General features: G+C 66.1%; 15 protein-coding genes. 8 read left to right on the forward strand and 7 right to left on the reverse strand.

Annotated features, from left to right (window positions below; all coding sequences use genetic code 11):
- Window positions 1-57 precede the first annotated feature (57 nt).
- Complete coding sequence (locus BC102111_RS03525) at window positions 58-552, reverse strand: MarR family winged helix-turn-helix transcriptional regulator (RefSeq protein ID WP_146001389.1); 495 nt, start codon at window positions 550-552, stop codon at window positions 58-60.
- Window positions 553-754: 202 nt separating this feature from the next.
- On the opposite strand from BC102111_RS03525, the gene BC102111_RS03530 reads away from it, so the two are divergent.
- Genes BC102111_RS03530 through BC102111_RS03540 form a run of 3 tightly spaced genes read left to right on the forward strand, consistent with a single transcriptional unit; the run spans window position 755 to window position 3478 of the window.
- Window positions 755-1294: a MogA/MoaB family molybdenum cofactor biosynthesis protein gene (locus BC102111_RS03530; protein WP_101623587.1), complete on the forward strand. Its 540-nt coding sequence runs from the start codon at window positions 755-757 to the stop codon at window positions 1292-1294.
- A 1-nt stretch (window position 1295) separates the two neighbouring features.
- A complete protein-coding gene (locus BC102111_RS03535) occupies window positions 1296-2261 on the forward strand; it encodes a formate dehydrogenase accessory sulfurtransferase FdhD (RefSeq protein WP_101623588.1) in 966 nt (321 codons plus the stop codon).
- Between the two features lie 59 nt (window positions 2262-2320).
- The gene (locus BC102111_RS03540; protein ID WP_197907817.1) at window positions 2321-3478 is read left to right on the forward strand and encodes an aminotransferase class V-fold PLP-dependent enzyme; all 1158 of its coding nucleotides are present in this window, start codon (window positions 2321-2323) and stop codon (window positions 3476-3478) included.
- 116 nt (window positions 3479-3594) lie between these two features.
- Here the strand turns inward: BC102111_RS03540 and BC102111_RS03545 are convergent, their stop codons facing one another.
- Window positions 3595-4647, reverse strand: coding sequence for an alcohol dehydrogenase catalytic domain-containing protein (locus BC102111_RS03545; protein ID WP_101623589.1), 1053 nt, complete (start codon window positions 4645-4647; stop codon window positions 3595-3597).
- A gap of 381 nt (window positions 4648-5028) precedes the next feature.
- Between BC102111_RS03545 and BC102111_RS03550 the strand changes: the two genes are divergently transcribed.
- On the forward strand, window positions 5029-6387 hold the full coding sequence (locus BC102111_RS03550) for a DUF2252 domain-containing protein (RefSeq protein ID WP_101623590.1): 1359 nt from the start codon (window positions 5029-5031) through the stop codon (window positions 6385-6387).
- 44 nt (window positions 6388-6431) lie between these two features.
- Window positions 6432-6791 (forward strand): hypothetical protein, encoded by a 360-nt coding sequence (locus BC102111_RS03555; RefSeq protein ID WP_101623591.1) that lies wholly within the window; start codon window positions 6432-6434, stop codon window positions 6789-6791.
- Between the two features lie 24 nt (window positions 6792-6815).
- Here BC102111_RS03555 and BC102111_RS03560 read toward each other — a convergent pair whose 3' ends face one another.
- From BC102111_RS03560 to BC102111_RS03580, 5 genes are all read right to left on the reverse strand, one after another.
- Window positions 6816-7991, reverse strand: coding sequence for an MFS transporter (locus tag BC102111_RS03560; RefSeq protein ID WP_101623592.1), 1176 nt, complete (start codon window positions 7989-7991; stop codon window positions 6816-6818).
- 85 nt (window positions 7992-8076) lie between these two features.
- A complete protein-coding gene (locus tag BC102111_RS03565; protein ID WP_101623593.1) occupies window positions 8077-8931 on the reverse strand; it encodes a glycerophosphodiester phosphodiesterase in 855 nt (284 codons plus the stop codon).
- Between the two features lie 13 nt (window positions 8932-8944).
- Window positions 8945-9613 (reverse strand): HdeD family acid-resistance protein, encoded by a 669-nt coding sequence (locus BC102111_RS03570; protein ID WP_101623594.1) that lies wholly within the window; start codon window positions 9611-9613, stop codon window positions 8945-8947.
- 150 nt (window positions 9614-9763) lie between these two features.
- Window positions 9764-10891 (reverse strand): magnesium and cobalt transport protein CorA, encoded by a 1128-nt coding sequence (locus BC102111_RS03575; RefSeq protein WP_232252499.1) that lies wholly within the window; start codon window positions 10889-10891, stop codon window positions 9764-9766.
- A gap of 56 nt (window positions 10892-10947) precedes the next feature.
- Window positions 10948-11952 (reverse strand): glycosyltransferase family 2 protein, encoded by a 1005-nt coding sequence (locus tag BC102111_RS03580; RefSeq protein WP_101623595.1) that lies wholly within the window; start codon window positions 11950-11952, stop codon window positions 10948-10950.
- 139 nt (window positions 11953-12091) lie between these two features.
- Here BC102111_RS03580 and BC102111_RS03585 point away from each other — a divergent pair, with 139 nt between their 5' ends.
- The 3 genes from BC102111_RS03585 (at window position 12092) to tagD (ending at window position 16660) form a co-directional block, all read left to right on the forward strand.
- Window positions 12092-13336 carry a CDP-glycerol glycerophosphotransferase family protein gene (locus tag BC102111_RS03585; RefSeq protein ID WP_232252498.1) on the forward strand — a complete coding sequence of 415 codons (1245 nt, stop codon included), beginning with the start codon at window positions 12092-12094 and terminating at the stop codon, window positions 13334-13336.
- A 202-nt stretch (window positions 13337-13538) separates the two neighbouring features.
- Complete coding sequence (locus BC102111_RS03590; protein ID WP_146001390.1) at window positions 13539-16181, forward strand: glycosyltransferase; 2643 nt, start codon at window positions 13539-13541, stop codon at window positions 16179-16181.
- 89 nt (window positions 16182-16270) lie between these two features.
- Window positions 16271-16660 carry a glycerol-3-phosphate cytidylyltransferase gene (gene tagD / locus BC102111_RS03595; RefSeq protein WP_063248911.1) on the forward strand — a complete coding sequence of 130 codons (390 nt, stop codon included), beginning with the start codon at window positions 16271-16273 and terminating at the stop codon, window positions 16658-16660.
- The last annotated feature ends 34 nt before the right edge of the window (window positions 16661-16694 follow it).

A 16694-nucleotide genomic window follows, 5' to 3' on the forward strand; every position in this document is an offset into this window, starting at 1 on the left:
GGGAAAATATTCCCGATGGTGCCGGTCCCCGTCGGATGTCGAGCAGTCCCCGCGGAATCAACCCCTGTCGGCGGAGTCCCCGTTCCCGTCGTCACCGGCCGACGTCCCGTCGGCAGAACGACTGCGGCGCTCGACGCTGCGTTCGTAGAGCTTCTTCATCAGCGCGTGGAGGTCGATCCGCTCGTCCTCGCTGAGGACGTCGTCGAACATCGACGACTGGAGCGCGAGCTGGCTCGGGAAGGCCTCTTCGAGGACTGCGCGACCCGTGTCGGTGAGCGAGATGTACTTCGTCTTCCAGTCCTGTCGGCGCGAGATCAGTCCCTCGCGCTCGAGCCGGGAGAGCATCCGCGAGATCCCGCCGCCGCTGACCGTGAGGCGCTCGGCGAGGTCGGACTGCGTGATGGGCTGGTAGGCGCGGATGTTCGCCAGTGCCTCGAACTGGGCGATCGTCAGCCCGTAGCCGCGCAGGTGGTCGTTCGAGATCTGGTTGCTGTTCTGGACGAATCTCACCATGCGCAGCCAGGTGAGCGTGCTCAGCGTCAGATCGTCCATCATCCCTCCCGGTCCTCGCGTCGGGCCCTTCTGCCCCAGCGCTGCCTCTCACTGTACTGATCAGCCACTGTACTGACGGGGCGCCGCACTCATCATCCCGACAGGGCGCCGGCAGCGCCGTCGGCGCCCACCCTGTCGATGTCCGCCCGACATGGGACAATGGGCGCGGAATCCATGAGCGTCGGGAGCAGGGAGTGCGAGGATGACCACCACAGAGCCGACCGTCGACCGCCTCGGCGAAGGCCGATCGGCGGCCGTGATCATCGCGTCCACCTCGGCGGCGCGCGGTGAGGCGGCGGACACGACCGGCCCGATCCTCGTCGACTGGCTGCGGGGGCGCGGATACGACTGCCCCGACCCGATCGTCGTCCGTGACGGCGAACCCGTCGGTGAGGCGCTGCGGGAGCTTCTTCTCACCCCCGCCGAGGCGGCCCGCCCCCGCATCGTCGTCACCTCCGGGGGCACCGGGCTGGCGCCCGACGATCGGACCCCGGAGTTCACCGCCGAACTCCTCGAGCGGCAGTCGCCGGGACTCATCTACGCGATGTGGCGCAAGGGGCTCGAATCGACGTCGTCGGCGGTGATGAGCAGAGGTGTCGCCGGGGTGAGAGGACGGTCCTTCGTCATCAACTTCCCCGGGTCCAAGGGCGGGGTGCGTGACGGGATCACCGTCATCGACGATCTCCTCGAGCACATCCAGACCTCGGTCGAGGACACGACCGACCACGGGCCGAGGGTCTGAGATGCAGCAGCGCAAGGCCGTCCGGGCCCGCGTCCACCGCTTCGACGCGACCGGTGAGATCAAGGTCGGACCTGATTCGCTGGCCGGGGAGGAGCCGCTCGAGGTCAACCTCGACGGTGAGCAGTTCTCCGTGACGATGCGCACCCCCGGCAACGACGTCGAACTCGTCTCCGGTTACCTCCTCTCCGAGGGGGTGATCACCTCGATGGCCGACATCGCGGAGATCGACTTCTCGACCGGCCTCGCCCCCGACGGTTCGCGGAATTACAACGTCGCCGGTGTCCGGCTTCGACCCGGGGTGTGGAACGCGGCGGCCGCTCCCGCCCGTTCCGTCTACACCTCATCATCGTGCGGGATCTGCGGGACCGCGGCCATCGACGCGGTGACGAAGCCCTCGGCGTACCCGCTCATCCCGCTCCTCGGCGCCGGGGGAGCGGAGCCGGCGGACGGAACCGGCGCGGACCCTGCGGAACGCGGTGGCGGCATCGCGGTCCCGAGCGACTCCCCGCACCTCGATGAGGACGGCGACATCGTCTTCCCACCACTGCTCACCCCGGCGCGCGTGGGAGAACTGCCCGACCGCCTCCGCGAGGGGCAGGCCGTGTTCGAGAAGACCGGGGGAGTCCACGCCGCCGCCCTCTTCGCCGTCGGCGACGATCCCGACGCCGAACCCGAGCTCCTCGTCACCCGTGAGGACGTCGGACGCCACAACGCCGTCGACAAGGTCATCGGCTGGGCGATGGCCGAGCGGGGGCTGCCGCTTGCCCGCACCGTCCTCCAGGTCTCGGCCCGGGCGTCGTTCGAACTCGTCCAGAAGTCGGCGATGGCCGGCATCCCGATGATGTCGGCCGTCAGCGCCCCCTCGGCGCTCGCCGTCGACTACGGGCGCACGAGCGGCGTCACCGTCATCGGCTTCAACCGCGGCGGCCGCTTCAACGTCTACTCCCACCCCGAACGCATCGCCTGAGCAGGGGCGGCGCCTGCGGGTCTGGTCCGGCGTCCGTGCCGGGTGCTAGGTTCGCAGACATGGGCATCGTGGACGATGACGCGGCGGCCGCCTCGCCTCGGGAGGAGCGAGCCGGGCAGCCGCCGGAGACGGCACCCGGGCAGCTGCCGAAGGCGGGAACGCTGACCCTCGCCGAGGCGCAGCGGCTGTGGGACGTCGACCCCGGTTACCTCGACACGACCTCCTACGGACCCCCGCCTCGGCGAGCCTGGGATGATCTCCAGGACTCCCTCGACGCGTGGCGGCGGGGGACGACGCCGTGGCGCACCTGGATCGCCACGGTCGAGCGGTCGCGGGAGCTCTTCGCCGCCCTCGTCCACGCTCGACCCGGCGAGGTCGCGACGGGTGCCGCCGTCTCGCAGCTGCTCGCTCCCGTCGCTCAGGCGCTTCCCGACGGGGCGCAGGTCCTCGTCCCCGACATCGAGTTCACCTCGGGGATCTTCCCCTTCGCCGTCCACGCCGACCGCGGGGTCGAGGTGCGCACGGCTCCGTTGTCCCGCCTCGCCGAGGCGATCACCGCGGACACAGATCTCATCAGCGTCTCGGCAGCCCAGTCGTCGACGGGTGAGGTCGCCGACCTCGCCGCGATCACGCGCCGGGCCCGGGAAGTCGGGGCGATCGTCATCGTCGATGCGACGCAGGCCGCAGGCTGGCTGCCCCTCGACGCCTCCGGGGCCGACGTCCTCGTCGCCGCCGCCTACAAGTGGCTGTGCGCACCGCGGGGCACGGCGTTCCTCGCCGTTCACCCCGAGCTGCGGGCCAGGCATGAGGAGTATGCGGCGCGGCTCAAGCCGCTCGCTGCCGGGTGGTTCGCCGGAGAGGGCGACGCGGTGTACGGGATGCCGCTGCGACTGGCCGAGGATGCCCGCGCCTTCGACATCTCTCCGGCCTGGCACAGCTGGGTGGGGACGGCTCCCGCTCTCGAGACGCTTCTCGCGGTCGGGGTCGAGACCATCCACGAGCACGACGTGGGGCTCGCGAACGCCTTCCGCACGGGGATCGGCATGGTCGAGTCGGACTCGGCCATCGTCGCCGTCGATCTGCCGGATGATGCGCTCGCGCGGCTACGGGCGGCCGGGGTCCGGTTCTCGATCGTGGCCTCTCGGGCGCGCTTCGCCTTCCACCTCTACACCACCGAGGCCGACGTCGCGACCGCGGTGGAGGCCGTGAGGGGGTGAAGGACCATGCGCGGATGAGGGCCGTGAACGGGTGAGGGCCGTGCACGAGTGAGGCGGGAGGCGGCTCGCACCGTGGGTGATCAGCCGATGCGGAACACTCAGCTCGTGCGGAAGGCTCAGCTCACGCGGAGGGCGATCTTCGTTCCGCTGCCCGCATGGAGGCGGTGGATCGCCTCGACGGCGTCATCGAGGTCCATCTCCTCGGTCCAGCCGGTCGTGTCGTACTCACCGGCTGCCATCCGGGCGATGACTCCGTCGAAGTCCGCAGGCGTGTAGCCGACTGAGCCGATGAGTTCGAACTCACCCATCATCATCGCCGAGGGCTGGATCTCGAACCCTCGCTCGTGCGGGGACTGGAGGACCACGCGCCCGCCGGGCGCAAGGTTGTCCAGGCCCGAGGACAGGGCCGCCGGCACACCGGCCGCGTCGTAGACGATGTCGACGCCGTCGCCGTCGGTGCGCTCCGCGATCGCGGCTCCGAGGTCCTCGGTCGTCGGGTCGATGACCTCGGCTCCGAGCGCTGCGATCTTCGCCCTGCGGTCCGCACTCGGCTCGGACACGAGGATGTCGGTGACGCCGTGGGCGCGGAAGGCGTACCAGGCGCCGATGCCGATCGGTCCTGCGCCGGCGATGAGCGCGGTCTCGCCGGCCTGGGCGCGGCTGCGGTCGACGCCGTGCCAGGCCACCGTCATCGGTTCGACGAGGGAGGCGGTCCTCAGATCGACGGTCTCGGGCACCCGGTGGAACTGGGAGGCGCCCACCGTCACGAACTCCGCCATCCCGCCGCCGTCGGCGTTCGCCCCGGTCGAAGCCATGAGACGGCAGCTCGTCGGACGGCCCTTGCGGCACGCGACGCACTCACCGCAGCTGTAGGCGATGGGGAAGACCGCCCCGCGGTCACCGACCTCGACGCCGGTGACGCCCTCTCCGACCTCGACGACCGTCCCGGAGAACTCATGGCCGAGGGTCTGGGGCAGGTGCGCACCGGTGACGGGATGCGGACTGAAGACGTCGATGGGAAGGGCTTCGGGCGCGAAGTACAGGTGGACATCGCTGCCGCAGATGCCGACATACGCGTTCTTGAGCATGATCTCACCGGGACCGACCGTCGGCTCGGCGACGTCGTCGATGCGCAGGTCCTCTCTGCCGTGGAGTCGGACTGCCTTCATGGGTGTTCCTCTTTCTCTGGGTGTGCGGTCTCTGGGGTGTGCGGGGAGTCTCTCCGGGTATGGTGCGGAATCCCGGGGTGTGCTGTCTTCAACGATCCTCGTCGGAGGCGTGCTGCGACAACCGCCGAATGCGGCGGAATCGTTCCCCACGGCCCGCCGTCTGCGCGGGCTGCACGGCGAAAGGCGGCTGTGCCGCGATCGGCCGAAGGCGTTGCCGGGCGGGCTTGTCGGGTCGGTCACGCAGCACCGTGGGGTCGGTCACGCAGCGCTGTCGGGTCCGACCGCCTCGGCGAAATCGTTGCCTACGGGACGATCCAGGGGACGGTGACGGGCATTACGATGGGGCGACGAACTCCGCGCCGAGCGAACGAGGTGGATGAGATGGACGTGGCCGATGGCCGGTCTCTGCGGGAAGCGACACCGCGCTCGAGTCACGCCGAACTCGATCTGCCGCCCGATCGTGATCCGGTCGGGGTGATCTGCCGGCAGAACGAGTCGCGGCTGCCTGACCTGCTCGGCATCAGAACCCAGCGGCTCGCCGAATCGCCGTTCAGCTACTACCGAGGTGCGGCCGCGCAGATGGCCGTCGACCTCGCCGCCGGGATGACGACCGGCCCCGTCGTCCTCTCCAGCGGGGACGCGCACGTGGGCAACTTCGGCTTCTTCGCCTCGAAGGAGCGCTCCCTCATCTTCGACCTCAACGACTTCGACGAAGCCGAGTTCGCGCCGTTCGAATGGGATGTCAAGCGACTGGCCGCCTCGGCGTTCCTCAGTGCGCAGGTCCACGGCCTCGGTGAGGAGGCGGGGCGCACAGCGGCATTCGCCGCAGTCAAGGGCTACCAGTATCGAATGGGTGCCCAGATGGCCGTGACTGCGCTCGATCGCTTCTATTCGATCGTCGACTCGGACACGCTGCTGGCGGCGATCAGCGGCGAGCATCACCACACAGCGACGAAGAAGGCGATGAAGAAGGCGCGCAGCCGCACGGGTGAGAAGGCGCTGAAGAAATTCGCCACGGAGTCCTCGGATTTGGGGCTGCGCATCGTCGACCAGCCGCCGCTGACCCGTCATCTCGATGACCCGTCGATCGATGTCGAGAAGCTCTTCGCCGAGTATCGGAGGACCGCGCGCACCGACGTCGCGGTGCTCCTCGAGCAGTTCGAGGTGGCGGATTCGGTGCTGCGCGTCGTCGGGGTCGGCAGCGTCGGCACGCGCTGCTTCCTCGTCCTCGTCACCGGGCCCGACGGTGAACCGCTGCTGCTCCAGGTCAAGGAGGCGCAGGAGTCGGTCGTCTCGGCGTTCGGCGGTCAGCCGAAGTTCTCCGATCACCCCGAGGGGCAGAGGATCACCTCGGAGGGCGAACGGGTCGTCCGAGCCCAGCTCGTCCTCCAGTCGGTCTCCGACCCGTTCCTCGGGTGGACGACATTCCGGGGCAGCGGCTACTACTGGCGCCAGTTCCGCGATATGAAGGGCAGCTACGATCTGGCCGCGCTCACTGCCCCGCAGCTCGAGGCATACTCCCGACTGTGCGGCGAGGTCCTTGCCCGGGCGCATTCGCAGTCACCGGGAGCTCGGCTCATCGCCGAGTATCTCGGGACGTCGGACACCTTCGCGACCGCCGTGGCTGTGTGGGCGGAGAAGTACGCCGAGGTGGTCACCGCGGACCACGGACTCCTCGTCGAGGCGGCGAAGAGCGGGGAGTACCCCCTCCTTGGGGATCCTGGGGCACTCGACGGCTGATCCGGCGCTGGGACTTCCGGCCGCCTCGGCGCATAATAGAACGTATGAACGAATATCGGGCGCCGAAGTGGCTGACGACGTATCAGGACTTCAAGACCCTGTGCTCGGCGGTGTCGGGGGAGTACATCCGCTTCTACCTCACGACCGGGTGCGATGCGGTGACGTACACGCATTCGCAGAACACGCGCGGTCTGCCCCGCTATTCGTGCCTGCTCACCGCTGAGGACGGGGCGACTCTTCTTCTCGAACTCGACGAGTGGATCGGGCGGATGGATGAGGTCTCAGCGTCCGTGCGGGCGTGGCTGGCGGCCAACGCCAGCCTCCGCGGGTGCCGGCCGAACAGGTCGCATTACGCCGGTGACAGCTATTGGCGTCGACAGTGGCAGCTGGCCAATCCGTGGTGAGGGAGGATTGCGGCTCGGTGCCCGTCAGACCCGACGGGGCCATTCGTAGGCACAGCGGCTGAGGACGACTGCGACGGTGAGGACGAAGGCGAGAACCGCGGTGATCGCGAAGAGGAGAGTCCATTCGCCGTGATCGCCGAGGACCCCTCCCGCCCACGCGCCGAGCGCACTGCCGGCGAAGAGGAAGCCGGCGAAGAGCGAAACGACGGTGCCGCGCACCTGCGGACGCACCGAGGTCGACCATGTCTGCAGCGAGGAGTGGAGGAAGGACCACGTCGCGCCGAGGAGGAAAGCGGCGATGATCACCGTGGCGATCGAGAGCTGGAGGGTGAGCAGTGCGAACGCGATGACGGTGGCCGACCCGCCGATGGCCATGAGACCGGGCATCGGCAGTCGCCGCGACAGGGGTCCGACCAAGCGGGAGGTGACGATGACTCCGACGCCGTAGGCGGCGGTGGCCAGCCCCGCGACGGCGGCGCCGACGCCGAGCGATTGCAGTGCGGGCGCGAGCACCGTGAGGACGCCGAGGACGGCCGCCCCTTCGACGAAGACGAGCGCGATGACGACGAGCACCCAGCGGTCGCCGAGAGCAGTGCGGATGGTCTGGATGACGCCGGTGCGCTCCTCGCGGTGGGATTCGGGCACACGGGTGAGGCCGATGACCGAGAGCACCGCGAGTGCTGAGGGGATCGCGAAGACGGCCCGCCAGTCGATGACGTCGGCGATGATGCCCGCCAGCGCCGTGGCCAGGGCGGTGCCGACGGCGATGGCGGCCATGAGGTCGGCAAGCGCCGGCTGTCGATGCTCCTCATCGACGGTGTCGCCGACGTAGGTGAGCGAGGTCGGGACGATGGCCCCGTAGAACGCGCCGCCGAGGGTGCGGGCGACGATGAGGACAGTCAGCGTCGGGGCCAGCGCCGCGACGACGCCGACGATCGCTGCGGCGATGAGCGCCCAGCGCATGAGTCGAATCCGGCCCACCCGGTCGGAGATCATGCCCCACAGGGGTTGGCTCACCCCGTAGGCGAGGAAATAGGCGCTGGCGATGCCCAGAGCCTGGGCGAGCGGAACATCCAGGTCGGTGGCCACGAGCACGAGGAGCGGACTGACTGCGAACCGATCGAAGCTGCTGACGAACGCTGCGAGGGAGACCGCCAACGGTGGGCGGGTCGGGGCAGTGGGGGTGTCGGCGTCGCTCACGAGTCCTCACTGTACTCGCGAGCGACGCTAGGACGTCAGGTCGTCGTTCGGCTCAGGTACGTGCACAGTCAGACCCAACTTGAGCTCAGTCGTCCCATGGGTCGTCGGTGAACCATCCGGAGACTCCATCGGGCAAGACCGCGACATCCTCGGCGGTCTTCAAGCCGTACGGTGCCACTTTGAGTCCGACTCGGGTCAGGGCTGCAACGTCCTCAGCAGGCAGATCACGGTTGGGCCCGACCCAGTCGATGCCGGCCTCGACGATCTGGGCGGGAGACTCCTCAGGAAGTTCGCCTCCGAAGAGGAAGAGCGAAGTGTAGCCGCGCTCGGCCACCGTCGCGGCCGCTTCGAAGTCGAAGGATTGGACGATGAGCGAATCCTGAAGCTCGCGCTCATCGAATTGGTCGAGGACATCGTCGACTTCCGCCGAGGTTGCACCCGGTTTGATCTCGGGAACGAGGACGACCTCTCCTCCGAGCTCGTCGAGGAGCTCCTCGAGCGTCACGGTCTGCGCTGGCGGCCCACCGGTCGGACTGGTGATCGTTACGGAATCCCACTCCTCGCGGGAGAGGTCGCGGATGTCTCCGGTCGCACCGTCCAATGTGCGGTCGGCGGTGTCGTCGTGGATGAGGACGGGGGTGCCGTCGCGCAGGAACTGGATGTCCATCTCGGGAAGGAAGCCATCCCTCGCCGAGGCGGTGAACCCTTCCATGGATTCTTCCGGGTAGACGAGCGCCCCGCCTCGGTGAGAGATCGTCACCGGATATGACAGAGACGAGACACTCGATGGCACCGCGAATTCACCCGTCGGCGACGAGTCGGATGACGATGCCGGTGAGGGAGCGCATCCGGTGGCGATGGCACCGATCAGGCAAACGGCTGCTGCGGCAAAGGTTCTCTGCGTGCGACGGAGGTCTTTCGGACTCACGATTCCTGTCATGCGATGGTGCGCCTCAGCCGTTCATTGCGCGCTTGGCCTGCGAACGGGCCGTGAACGCCATGACGATGAGGAAGATGCCGAAGACGATGACGTAGACGCCGATGATCCACAGCAGGGCGGTGACCGCCGAAGCGGGTGAGGTGAAGACGACGATCATGACGATGATGGCGAAGATGATGTCGAGCACCCCGAGGAGCTTCGACCAGCCTCGGAACGCCTTGGACGCGAGCGTGAAGATGCCGCGCACGAGCATGCCGAAGGCCATCAGCCAGAGGATGACGATCCCGGAGGCTATGGCGAACGTGAGCGGGGCGATGAAGATCGCGATGCCGGCGATGATGTAGACGATTCCGGCGACGAGCTCCCACCCCCACGACAGACCCCGCTTGCGGGCCGTGTTCGCGTTGACGATCGTGAGGATGCCGTCGACGACGAGCCACGCTCCGATCCAGATGCCGACGACGACGGCGACCGCCTCGGGGGCGAGGAAGATGAGGAGTCCGAAGAGGATCGCGAGGATGCCGCGCAGGAGCACGACCCAGAACACTCCGCGCCCGAGATCGGTGAGGAGCGAACGGGCGGAGTCCGTCGGATCAGGTCTGCTGGTGGCCGGACCGGTACCGGGTGTCGAGTCCGAACTCGGGTAATCGGAGGATTCGGGGCTGTTCGGGGAGGTGGTCATCACCGCTCCTAGGGGTCGGGGAAGTGCTGAGGGGAGTCCATTGTCATCCCTGCAGGAGCCCATTGCAAGGATCATTGAGGTGTTCTGCACCGGAAGCGTCAGCTTTCCAAGCGGATGATTCAGCAGAACGTCACGGTCGCGGGGGCGTGGTCACATCCATTTCTTCTTGCGGAAGACGGTGTAGAGGGTGACGCTCAAGCCGATCATGAGGAGGAGTGCCATCGGATAGCCGAAGGCCCAATGGAGTTCGGGCATGTTGTCGAAGTTCATCCCGTAGACCGCACCGATGAGCGAGGGGGCGAAGAGGATCGCGGCCCACCCGGAGATCTTCTTCATGTCCTCGTTCTGCCTCTGCGCGACCAGCGTCGCATTGACGTTGAGGATCTGGGACAGGGACTCGCGCAGTTCACCCGCCTCGGCGAGGACCCTGGTGAGGTGGTCGGTGACGTCGTTGAGGTACGCCCGCAGCTCCTCGGGGATGTCGTACTTCGTCGCCCCGTTGCTCAGCGCCTGTGTGAGCCTGTTGAGATGTGTCGTCGCGTGGAGGACGTCGATGACCTCCTGGCTGAGTCGATAGATGCGCTCGGCCGCTGCCGGGTCTCCGCTGAAGACCTGCCGTTCGATGCCGTCCTTGTCGTTCTGGAGACCGTCGATGACGGGGAAGTAGCCGTCGACGACGCTGTCGAGGAGGCGGTAGACGAGAGCTTCGGGGCCGAGCGAGAGCAGTCTGCGATCGGATTTCCCGATGAAGTCGACCTTGGAGAAGTGAGCGACGAGCTCATCGGTGTCTGCGGGGATGGGCTGGCCGTCGATGAAGCGACCGTCCTGGCAGATGATGACGAGGTCCTCGCCCTTCATGAGGAGGTGGAACTCGCTGAAGTCCACTTCCTCCTCGGCGTCGAGGTAGAGGGCGGACTTGAGGACGACGAAGAGCACATCACCGTAGCGTTCGACCTTCGGTCGTTGGTCGGCGTGGAAGAGGTCCTCGACGAGGAGGGGGTGAAGTTCCCAGGTGGTGGCGATCTCCGCCAGCAGTTCGGGAGTCGAATGCGGGACGATGACCTGCGTGATCGTCCCGGGCTGGGACGAGCCCTCGGCCGCACAGCTCGCAAGCGCCTCGGCGAAGGTCGAGGACACTGTCACCGTCTGCGGCTCGCTGTCGACGATCTGACGGCTGAGCAGAACCGGTGCCGGTGAGGCCGGAGTCGGTCGCTGCTTTGCGGCGGGGCGGGGCAGGCGACTGATCGGGGAAGTGGGAAGGCGGCGCGACGGTGCCATCGGGATCTCCTTGGTTGGGCTCACACCCCAAACTACTTGACGCCGCGCGCTGCCCGTCATTTCAGGAGCTGACCGACGTTCTCCACCATCTCGCGGTCGCCGAGTTCCAAGGCCCTGAGCATCGCCTTCGATTTGAGATTGAGTTCCGCCGACGAGTCCCGCACCCGTTCAGCGAGCATGAGACGACGGGCGGTGGCGATCGACCGATCTCTGTCCTCCGGTCCGCGGTTGCGCCGCATCTCCGTCGGAAGATCGAACGACAGCAGTCGGTGCCAGTACCGATCACGCAGATAGCCCGCAAGGGGGAGTCCCTCGTCCATGGCGCGGGCAAGCACGGCGAAGGACTCGAACATGTAGGCATAGAAATCGTCGACCGGCAGCACATGGCCTGTCAGATGTGCCTGAGAACCGGCTTCCGTCTTGTGCCTGACCCAGTGATAGCAGTCGACATCGGCCTGCACGGCAACGCGCTCGGTACGCGCATAGGCGGACAGAGCGAACGGATGATCCTCGGCCATGCGCAGCCTCGGATTGAACCGGTAGCCGAGGTCGCGGGCGAACTCAGTGCGGTACATCTTGAGGACGTTGAGTGAGTCGATGAGCGGCGTTCTGCGCGCGTCCGTCTGACTCAGCGTCTCGCGGAACATCACCTTGGGCACGCCCCGGTTGACGCCGACGTACTTTCCGACGACGACATCGGCTCGCCCCTCCCTGCCGAGCTCGGTCATCGACTCGATCGCCTCGGGGCCAAGGAAGTCGTCGACGTCGACGAAGTACGTCCACTTCCCCTTGGCCTGATCGAGGACTGCATTGCGGGGTTCTGCAGGAGTGCCCGAATTGGGTCTCGTCACCACGCTGCCGCGGAGTCGAAGGTCCTTGAGGAGACGTTCGGCCATTTCAGCGGTGCCGTCCGTGGACCCGTCGTCGACGACGATGGTCTCAATCCGCCTGCGGTCGGCAGTCTGGTCCGCGATGCTCTGCAGGCACGTCGGGAGATACTTCTCTGCGTTGTAAGCGGGGATGCCGATTGTGACGTCGGGAGTGCGTGAGAACAACGTCATGGGCAATCACTCCGAGTTCTGAGTTCGCGTATCTGGTGGCGAGGAGCTGATGGACAACTATACCGGCGGCGAGCCCGGTGCCCATCATCTCCGACCTGCCTGATCACCATTCTCGGGTTGTCCAGGCACAATGGGCTTCATGCCTTCGCTCTCCACACCTTCGATGCGGCGCAAGTGGCAGGTCGTCTCCAGAACTGCACGGATCGGACGCGATCTCATCAGCAGCCGGTACGAGGAGTCCCGGCTTCCCGTCGGGTTCCGGCCGAATGCCGACGACGCCTTCGTCGCTGCCGCATACTTCTCCTCGGATGTCCATTCGATGTACCAACTCGAACAATGGCTGTGGCCCTTCGAGCAGCTGCGTGATTCTCTCGTGCGTCAGGGAGCTGGCGATGCCCCTTTCGGGATCCTCACCCGGGATGCCCGCGTCGCCAAGCACATCGCCTCGCGCACCGACCTGCCTGTTCGCTTCTCCCGCCTCACTGCGGGTCTCGAAGCATTCTTCTCCCCACCGAGCCTGCGCGCAGTGTTCTACGTCAATCAGGCGACGACGAACTTCCAGGCACTGCGGTTCCCTTCCCCGGCGCACGTGCATCTCAGCCATGGAGAGAGCGAGAAGATCTCGATGATCTCCAACCAGCTCAAAGCCTATGACTATGTCTTCACCGCAGGTCAGGCAGCGCGCGATCGCATCACCTCGACCCTGCACGGGATCGACTCCGACGCTCTCATCGATGTCGGTCGCCCCCAGCTCGACCGTGCATTCAGCGTCCCGGTGGCGTGGCAGAGGTTCGCCGCCGAGGCGCCTGCCGGATTGACGGTCCTCTACGCCCCGACGTGGGAGGGTGATTCGCCGAGCATGAGCTACGGAACTATGGCGACGACCGGGGTTCAGGTGGTCTCCGAGCTCCTCGACGCGGGCTACCGAGTGATCCTTCGGACACATCCGCGCACCGGTCTGCTCCGCAGTGAATTCGCCCGTGCCCTTGAGTCAGTGCGCGGGCGGGTCGATGCCCACCCCCGTGGGTTCGTCGATACGAGTTCCGACGTCTCGTGGCAGCTCGACGTTGCCGACGTCGCCGTCGCCGAGATGTCGTCTGTGGCGTTCGACTGGCTCGCCACCGAGAAGCCGCTGGTGATGATCGCTCCGACCGACCCGCGGGCCGAGGTGCTGGACAACGGTCTCATCGACAGGACAGTGAATTGGGCTTCGGGAGGCGGTGTTCCTCTCGTCGACCGGCTTGCCGAGGCCACTGATCGGGATTCGAGAACGTTGAGCGCTCACTACCTCGGCGATACGAGCCCCGGAACTCAGATCGAGCGGTTCATCGGGGCGGCCCGACAGGTGATCGAGTCGCGTCGCGACGTGCTCGGTATCGGCTGAGCGATCGGCGGGTGCGCGCTGCGGTGCAGCACCCTGCGAACCTCGGATAGGATCGTCGGGATGACGAGATGTGCGCTCGGTGCGGAGCTGGGCGCGGTGCTGTGTTGCGGAAGCGGCGGCAGCTCGAGAGCGAAGAAGGTCCACACGCGTGAATGTCCGTTCGACCGGCAAGCGACTCCTGCTCGATGCACTGCCACCGGCGATGGCAGCCTATCTTCGCAAGGAACGGGTGTCGTGGTCGAAGCAGTACAGACGCAACAGACGATCACTGGCCGCAGCCATCAGCTCTCGATCGTTCACCAAGGCGCTCACCAGCAAGGTGCACGAGAAGACGGTGGTGTGGGAGTCGTTCTCCGGCAACGGTGCGCTCTGCAATCCCGAAGCGCTGTTCCGCACGATGATCGCAACAGCCGACTACGAGGATTACCAGCACATCTGGGTTCTCAACGACACCGCATGGGAATCGCCCTTCCGCTCGGAGTTCTCCGCACATCCACGGGTGTCTTTCGTCCGACACCGGTCCCGGGACTACTTCACCGCACTCGAGACGAGCCAGTATCTCGTCAACAATGCGACGTTCCCTGCTGAGTTCATCAAGCGCCCCGAACAGATCTATCTCAACGTGTGGCACGGGACCCCGCTGAAGAAGATGGGCTACGACATCGAGAACGGTGCAGACGGGGCCCGCAACGTCCTGCGCAACTTCATGTCCGCTGACTATCTTCTGTCGCAGAACTCCTTCATGACCGAGACGATGTACCTCGGCGCATACAAGCTCAACAATGTGTTCCGCGGGGCGATCATCGAGGAAGGCTATCCGCGCACCGACAAGATGATCGGCCCGGGCGCGGGCGATCGAGCCCGGGCAGTGCTGGGCGACCGCGGAATCTCCACCCACGGCAAGAAGGTGATCTGCTATGCGCCGACATGGCGAGGCGGCTCCTTCTACAATCCGCAGTCCGATGCAGGGCGTCTCAAAGCCACGGTCATGGCCCTGCGCAGCGCACTCGAGGACGAGAGATGGATCGTTCTGCTCAAAGCCCACCAGGTGATCGTCGATCAGCTCGTCGATGATCCGGAGCTCGCAGACTTCCTCGTTCCCAACGATGTTCCCGCCAACGACGTCCTCGCGATCACCGACATCCTCGTCTCGGACTACTCGAGCATCTTCATCGACTTCCTCGGTACCGGGCGGCCGGTCCTCTTCCACCTCCCCGACGCGGGGAAGTATGCCGCCGAACGCGGCACCTACCTGCGACCCGATGAGCTTCCGGGACCGGTCTCCGAGAGCATTGACGAACTCCTCGACCAGGCGATCCGTCTCGCCGAGGATGATGTGGACCTGTCGAGTGCATTTCCCGAGGAGGCCGCGCGCTTCGACGAGCTCGCAGCGCAGCTGACTCCCCGCGATGACGGCAGCGCCAGCGCGCGCGTCCTCGACGTCGTGTTCAGAGGCAGAGAATCTGAGGGCCGAGTGATTCGGGGATTCGCGGACGGGCGACGCACCCTCGTGCTCTACCTCGGCGGGCTGATCACCAACGGAATCACCTCATCCGTGCTCAACCTGCTCAATCGGATCGACCCCGAGAAAGTCGATGTCACGGCGCTCTACTACCGGTCCGGCCAACAGGATCGCCTGGACAACGCGGCCCTGATTCCGCCCCACGTGCGCCAGGTCATCCGCGACCAGGGAAGCCTGCAGCTTCCCCTGCTGGGGAGCATGCAGGAGTTCGATGCCACGCCCGTCGGAGATCTCGCCGCCGCCGACCGCGACACCGCGCTGTGGAGTTGGGAATGGCGACGCCTGTTCGGCCACGCGAGGTTCGATGCGGCTGTCGACTTCAGCGGATACTCGTCCTACTGGGCGAGGATCATGGCGCACGCCGAAGCCGACCGCAAAGCCGTCTGGCTGCACAACGACCTCGAAGCCGATGCGATGCGTGAGGTCGATGGTGCCAGGCCCCACTTCAACAACCTCACCGGTGTCTTCAAGCTCTACCACGACTATGACGCACTCGTCTCGGTATCGCCCGACCTGCGCGAGATCAATGCGGAGAGTCTCAGCAGGTACGCCGAACCCGAGCGGTTCATCAGCGCCCGCAATGTCATCGATGTCGACCGTGTTCGCAATGGCGCAGGACGCTCGACCGCGACGAACCCCCACGCACTGTCCATTGACGTGCGTACGCTCTCAGATGCCGTCGCCGAGATCGGCAAACACTACTCATTCGACGAGCTGATCTCGGAGGCCTCCCGCCAAGCACTTGTCGGAGGTCTCCTCGGAGCGCAGAAGGGCAAGACCTTCGTCACTGTCGGACGCCTGTCTCCGGAGAAGAACCAGGCCCGGCTGCTCCGAGCATTCGCTGAAGTCAGCGCTGAAGAGCCGGACGCCCGCCTCGTCATCATCGGAGACGGGCCGCTGAGCGACGAACTCCGAGAACTCGCCGTCTCGCTCGGCGTCGCCGGCTCCGTCGAATTCACCGGTCGACTGCGCAACCCCTACGCCCTGATGTCCGGATGCGACTGCTTCGTCCTCTCAAGCGACTACGAAGGTCAGCCGATCGTCATCCTCGAAGCCCGAGTGCTTGGGCTGCCCATCGTCACTACGCGTTTCGGTTCTGCGGCAAGTGCGATGGACGGCAGCGGCGGACTGATCGTCGACTGCGATGAGACGGCGCTGGCCGAGGGCATGAAGAAATTCCTTGCGGGAGAGATCACACCGACGGCATTCGACCCCGATGTCTACAACGCGGAAGTGATCGGCGAATTCGAGGCGGCCGTCTTCGCCATGGGTCCGTCTGAAGGCGAGAAGGGCAAGGAGTCTGCCGATTCTATGGCCGGGTAACCGGCTGGTAAAATACCGGTGAACTCTTGAAGCTTCCAGGGCTCGACGGACTGTCCGAGCCCCCTCCGATCAGTAGGGACCGTTTCCGTATGCGCCGAGTCATCACCTATGGCACGTTCGACCTGCTCCATTATGGTCACATCCGGCTGCTGCAGCGGTGCAAGGAGCAAGGCGACTACCTCGTCGTCGCCCTCTCGAGCGACGAGTTCAACGAGGGCAAGGGTAAGAAGTCCTACTTCACCTTCGAAGAGCGCAAGCGCATGCTCGAGGCCATCCGCTACGTCGACCTCGTCATCCCCGAAGACAACTGGGAGCAGAAGGTCACCGATGTCGAGAAGTATCACATCGACACCTTCGTCATGGGCGACGACTGGGAAGGGGAGTTCGACTTCCTCAAGGACAAGGTCGACGTCGTCTACCTTCCGCGCACCCCCGAGATCTCGACCACGCGGATCAAATCCGAACTCGGCAAGTCCTGACGCTGCGATCTGCAGGATCGCACAGATCACCTGC

This window comes from Brevibacterium casei CIP 102111 (assembly GCF_900169275.1).
Classification (GTDB): Bacteria; Actinomycetota; Actinomycetes; order Actinomycetales; family Brevibacteriaceae; genus Brevibacterium; species Brevibacterium casei.

Coding starts and splice junctions, on each gene's coding strand:
- BC102111_RS03545 (WP_101623589.1), bottom strand. CDS start 4,647: ATGAAGGCAGTCCGACTCCACGGCAGAGAGGACCTGCGCATCGACGAC.
- BC102111_RS03530 (WP_101623587.1), top strand. CDS start 755: ATGACCACCACAGAGCCGACCGTCGACCGCCTCGGCGAAGGCCGATCG.
- tagD (WP_063248911.1), top strand. CDS start 16,271: ATGCGCCGAGTCATCACCTATGGCACGTTCGACCTGCTCCATTATGGT.
- BC102111_RS03550 (WP_101623590.1), top strand. CDS start 5,029: ATGGACGTGGCCGATGGCCGGTCTCTGCGGGAAGCGACACCGCGCTCG.
- BC102111_RS03540 (WP_197907817.1), top strand. CDS start 2,321: ATGGGCATCGTGGACGATGACGCGGCGGCCGCCTCGCCTCGGGAGGAG.
- BC102111_RS03525 (WP_146001389.1), bottom strand. CDS start 552: ATGGACGATCTGACGCTGAGCACGCTCACCTGGCTGCGCATGGTGAGA.
- BC102111_RS03580 (WP_101623595.1), bottom strand. CDS start 11,952: ATGACGTTGTTCTCACGCACTCCCGACGTCACAATCGGCATCCCCGCT.
- BC102111_RS03570 (WP_101623594.1), bottom strand. CDS start 9,613: ATGACCACCTCCCCGAACAGCCCCGAATCCTCCGATTACCCGAGTTCG.
- BC102111_RS03585 (WP_232252498.1), top strand. CDS start 12,092: ATGCCTTCGCTCTCCACACCTTCGATGCGGCGCAAGTGGCAGGTCGTC.
- BC102111_RS03590 (WP_146001390.1), top strand. CDS start 13,539: ATGGCAGCCTATCTTCGCAAGGAACGGGTGTCGTGGTCGAAGCAGTAC.
- BC102111_RS03555 (WP_101623591.1), top strand. CDS start 6,432: ATGAACGAATATCGGGCGCCGAAGTGGCTGACGACGTATCAGGACTTC.
- BC102111_RS03575 (WP_232252499.1), bottom strand. CDS start 10,891: ATGGCACCGTCGCGCCGCCTTCCCACTTCCCCGATCAGTCGCCTGCCC.
- BC102111_RS03535 (WP_101623588.1), top strand. CDS start 1,296: ATGCAGCAGCGCAAGGCCGTCCGGGCCCGCGTCCACCGCTTCGACGCG.
- BC102111_RS03565 (WP_101623593.1), bottom strand. CDS start 8,931: ATGACAGGAATCGTGAGTCCGAAAGACCTCCGTCGCACGCAGAGAACC.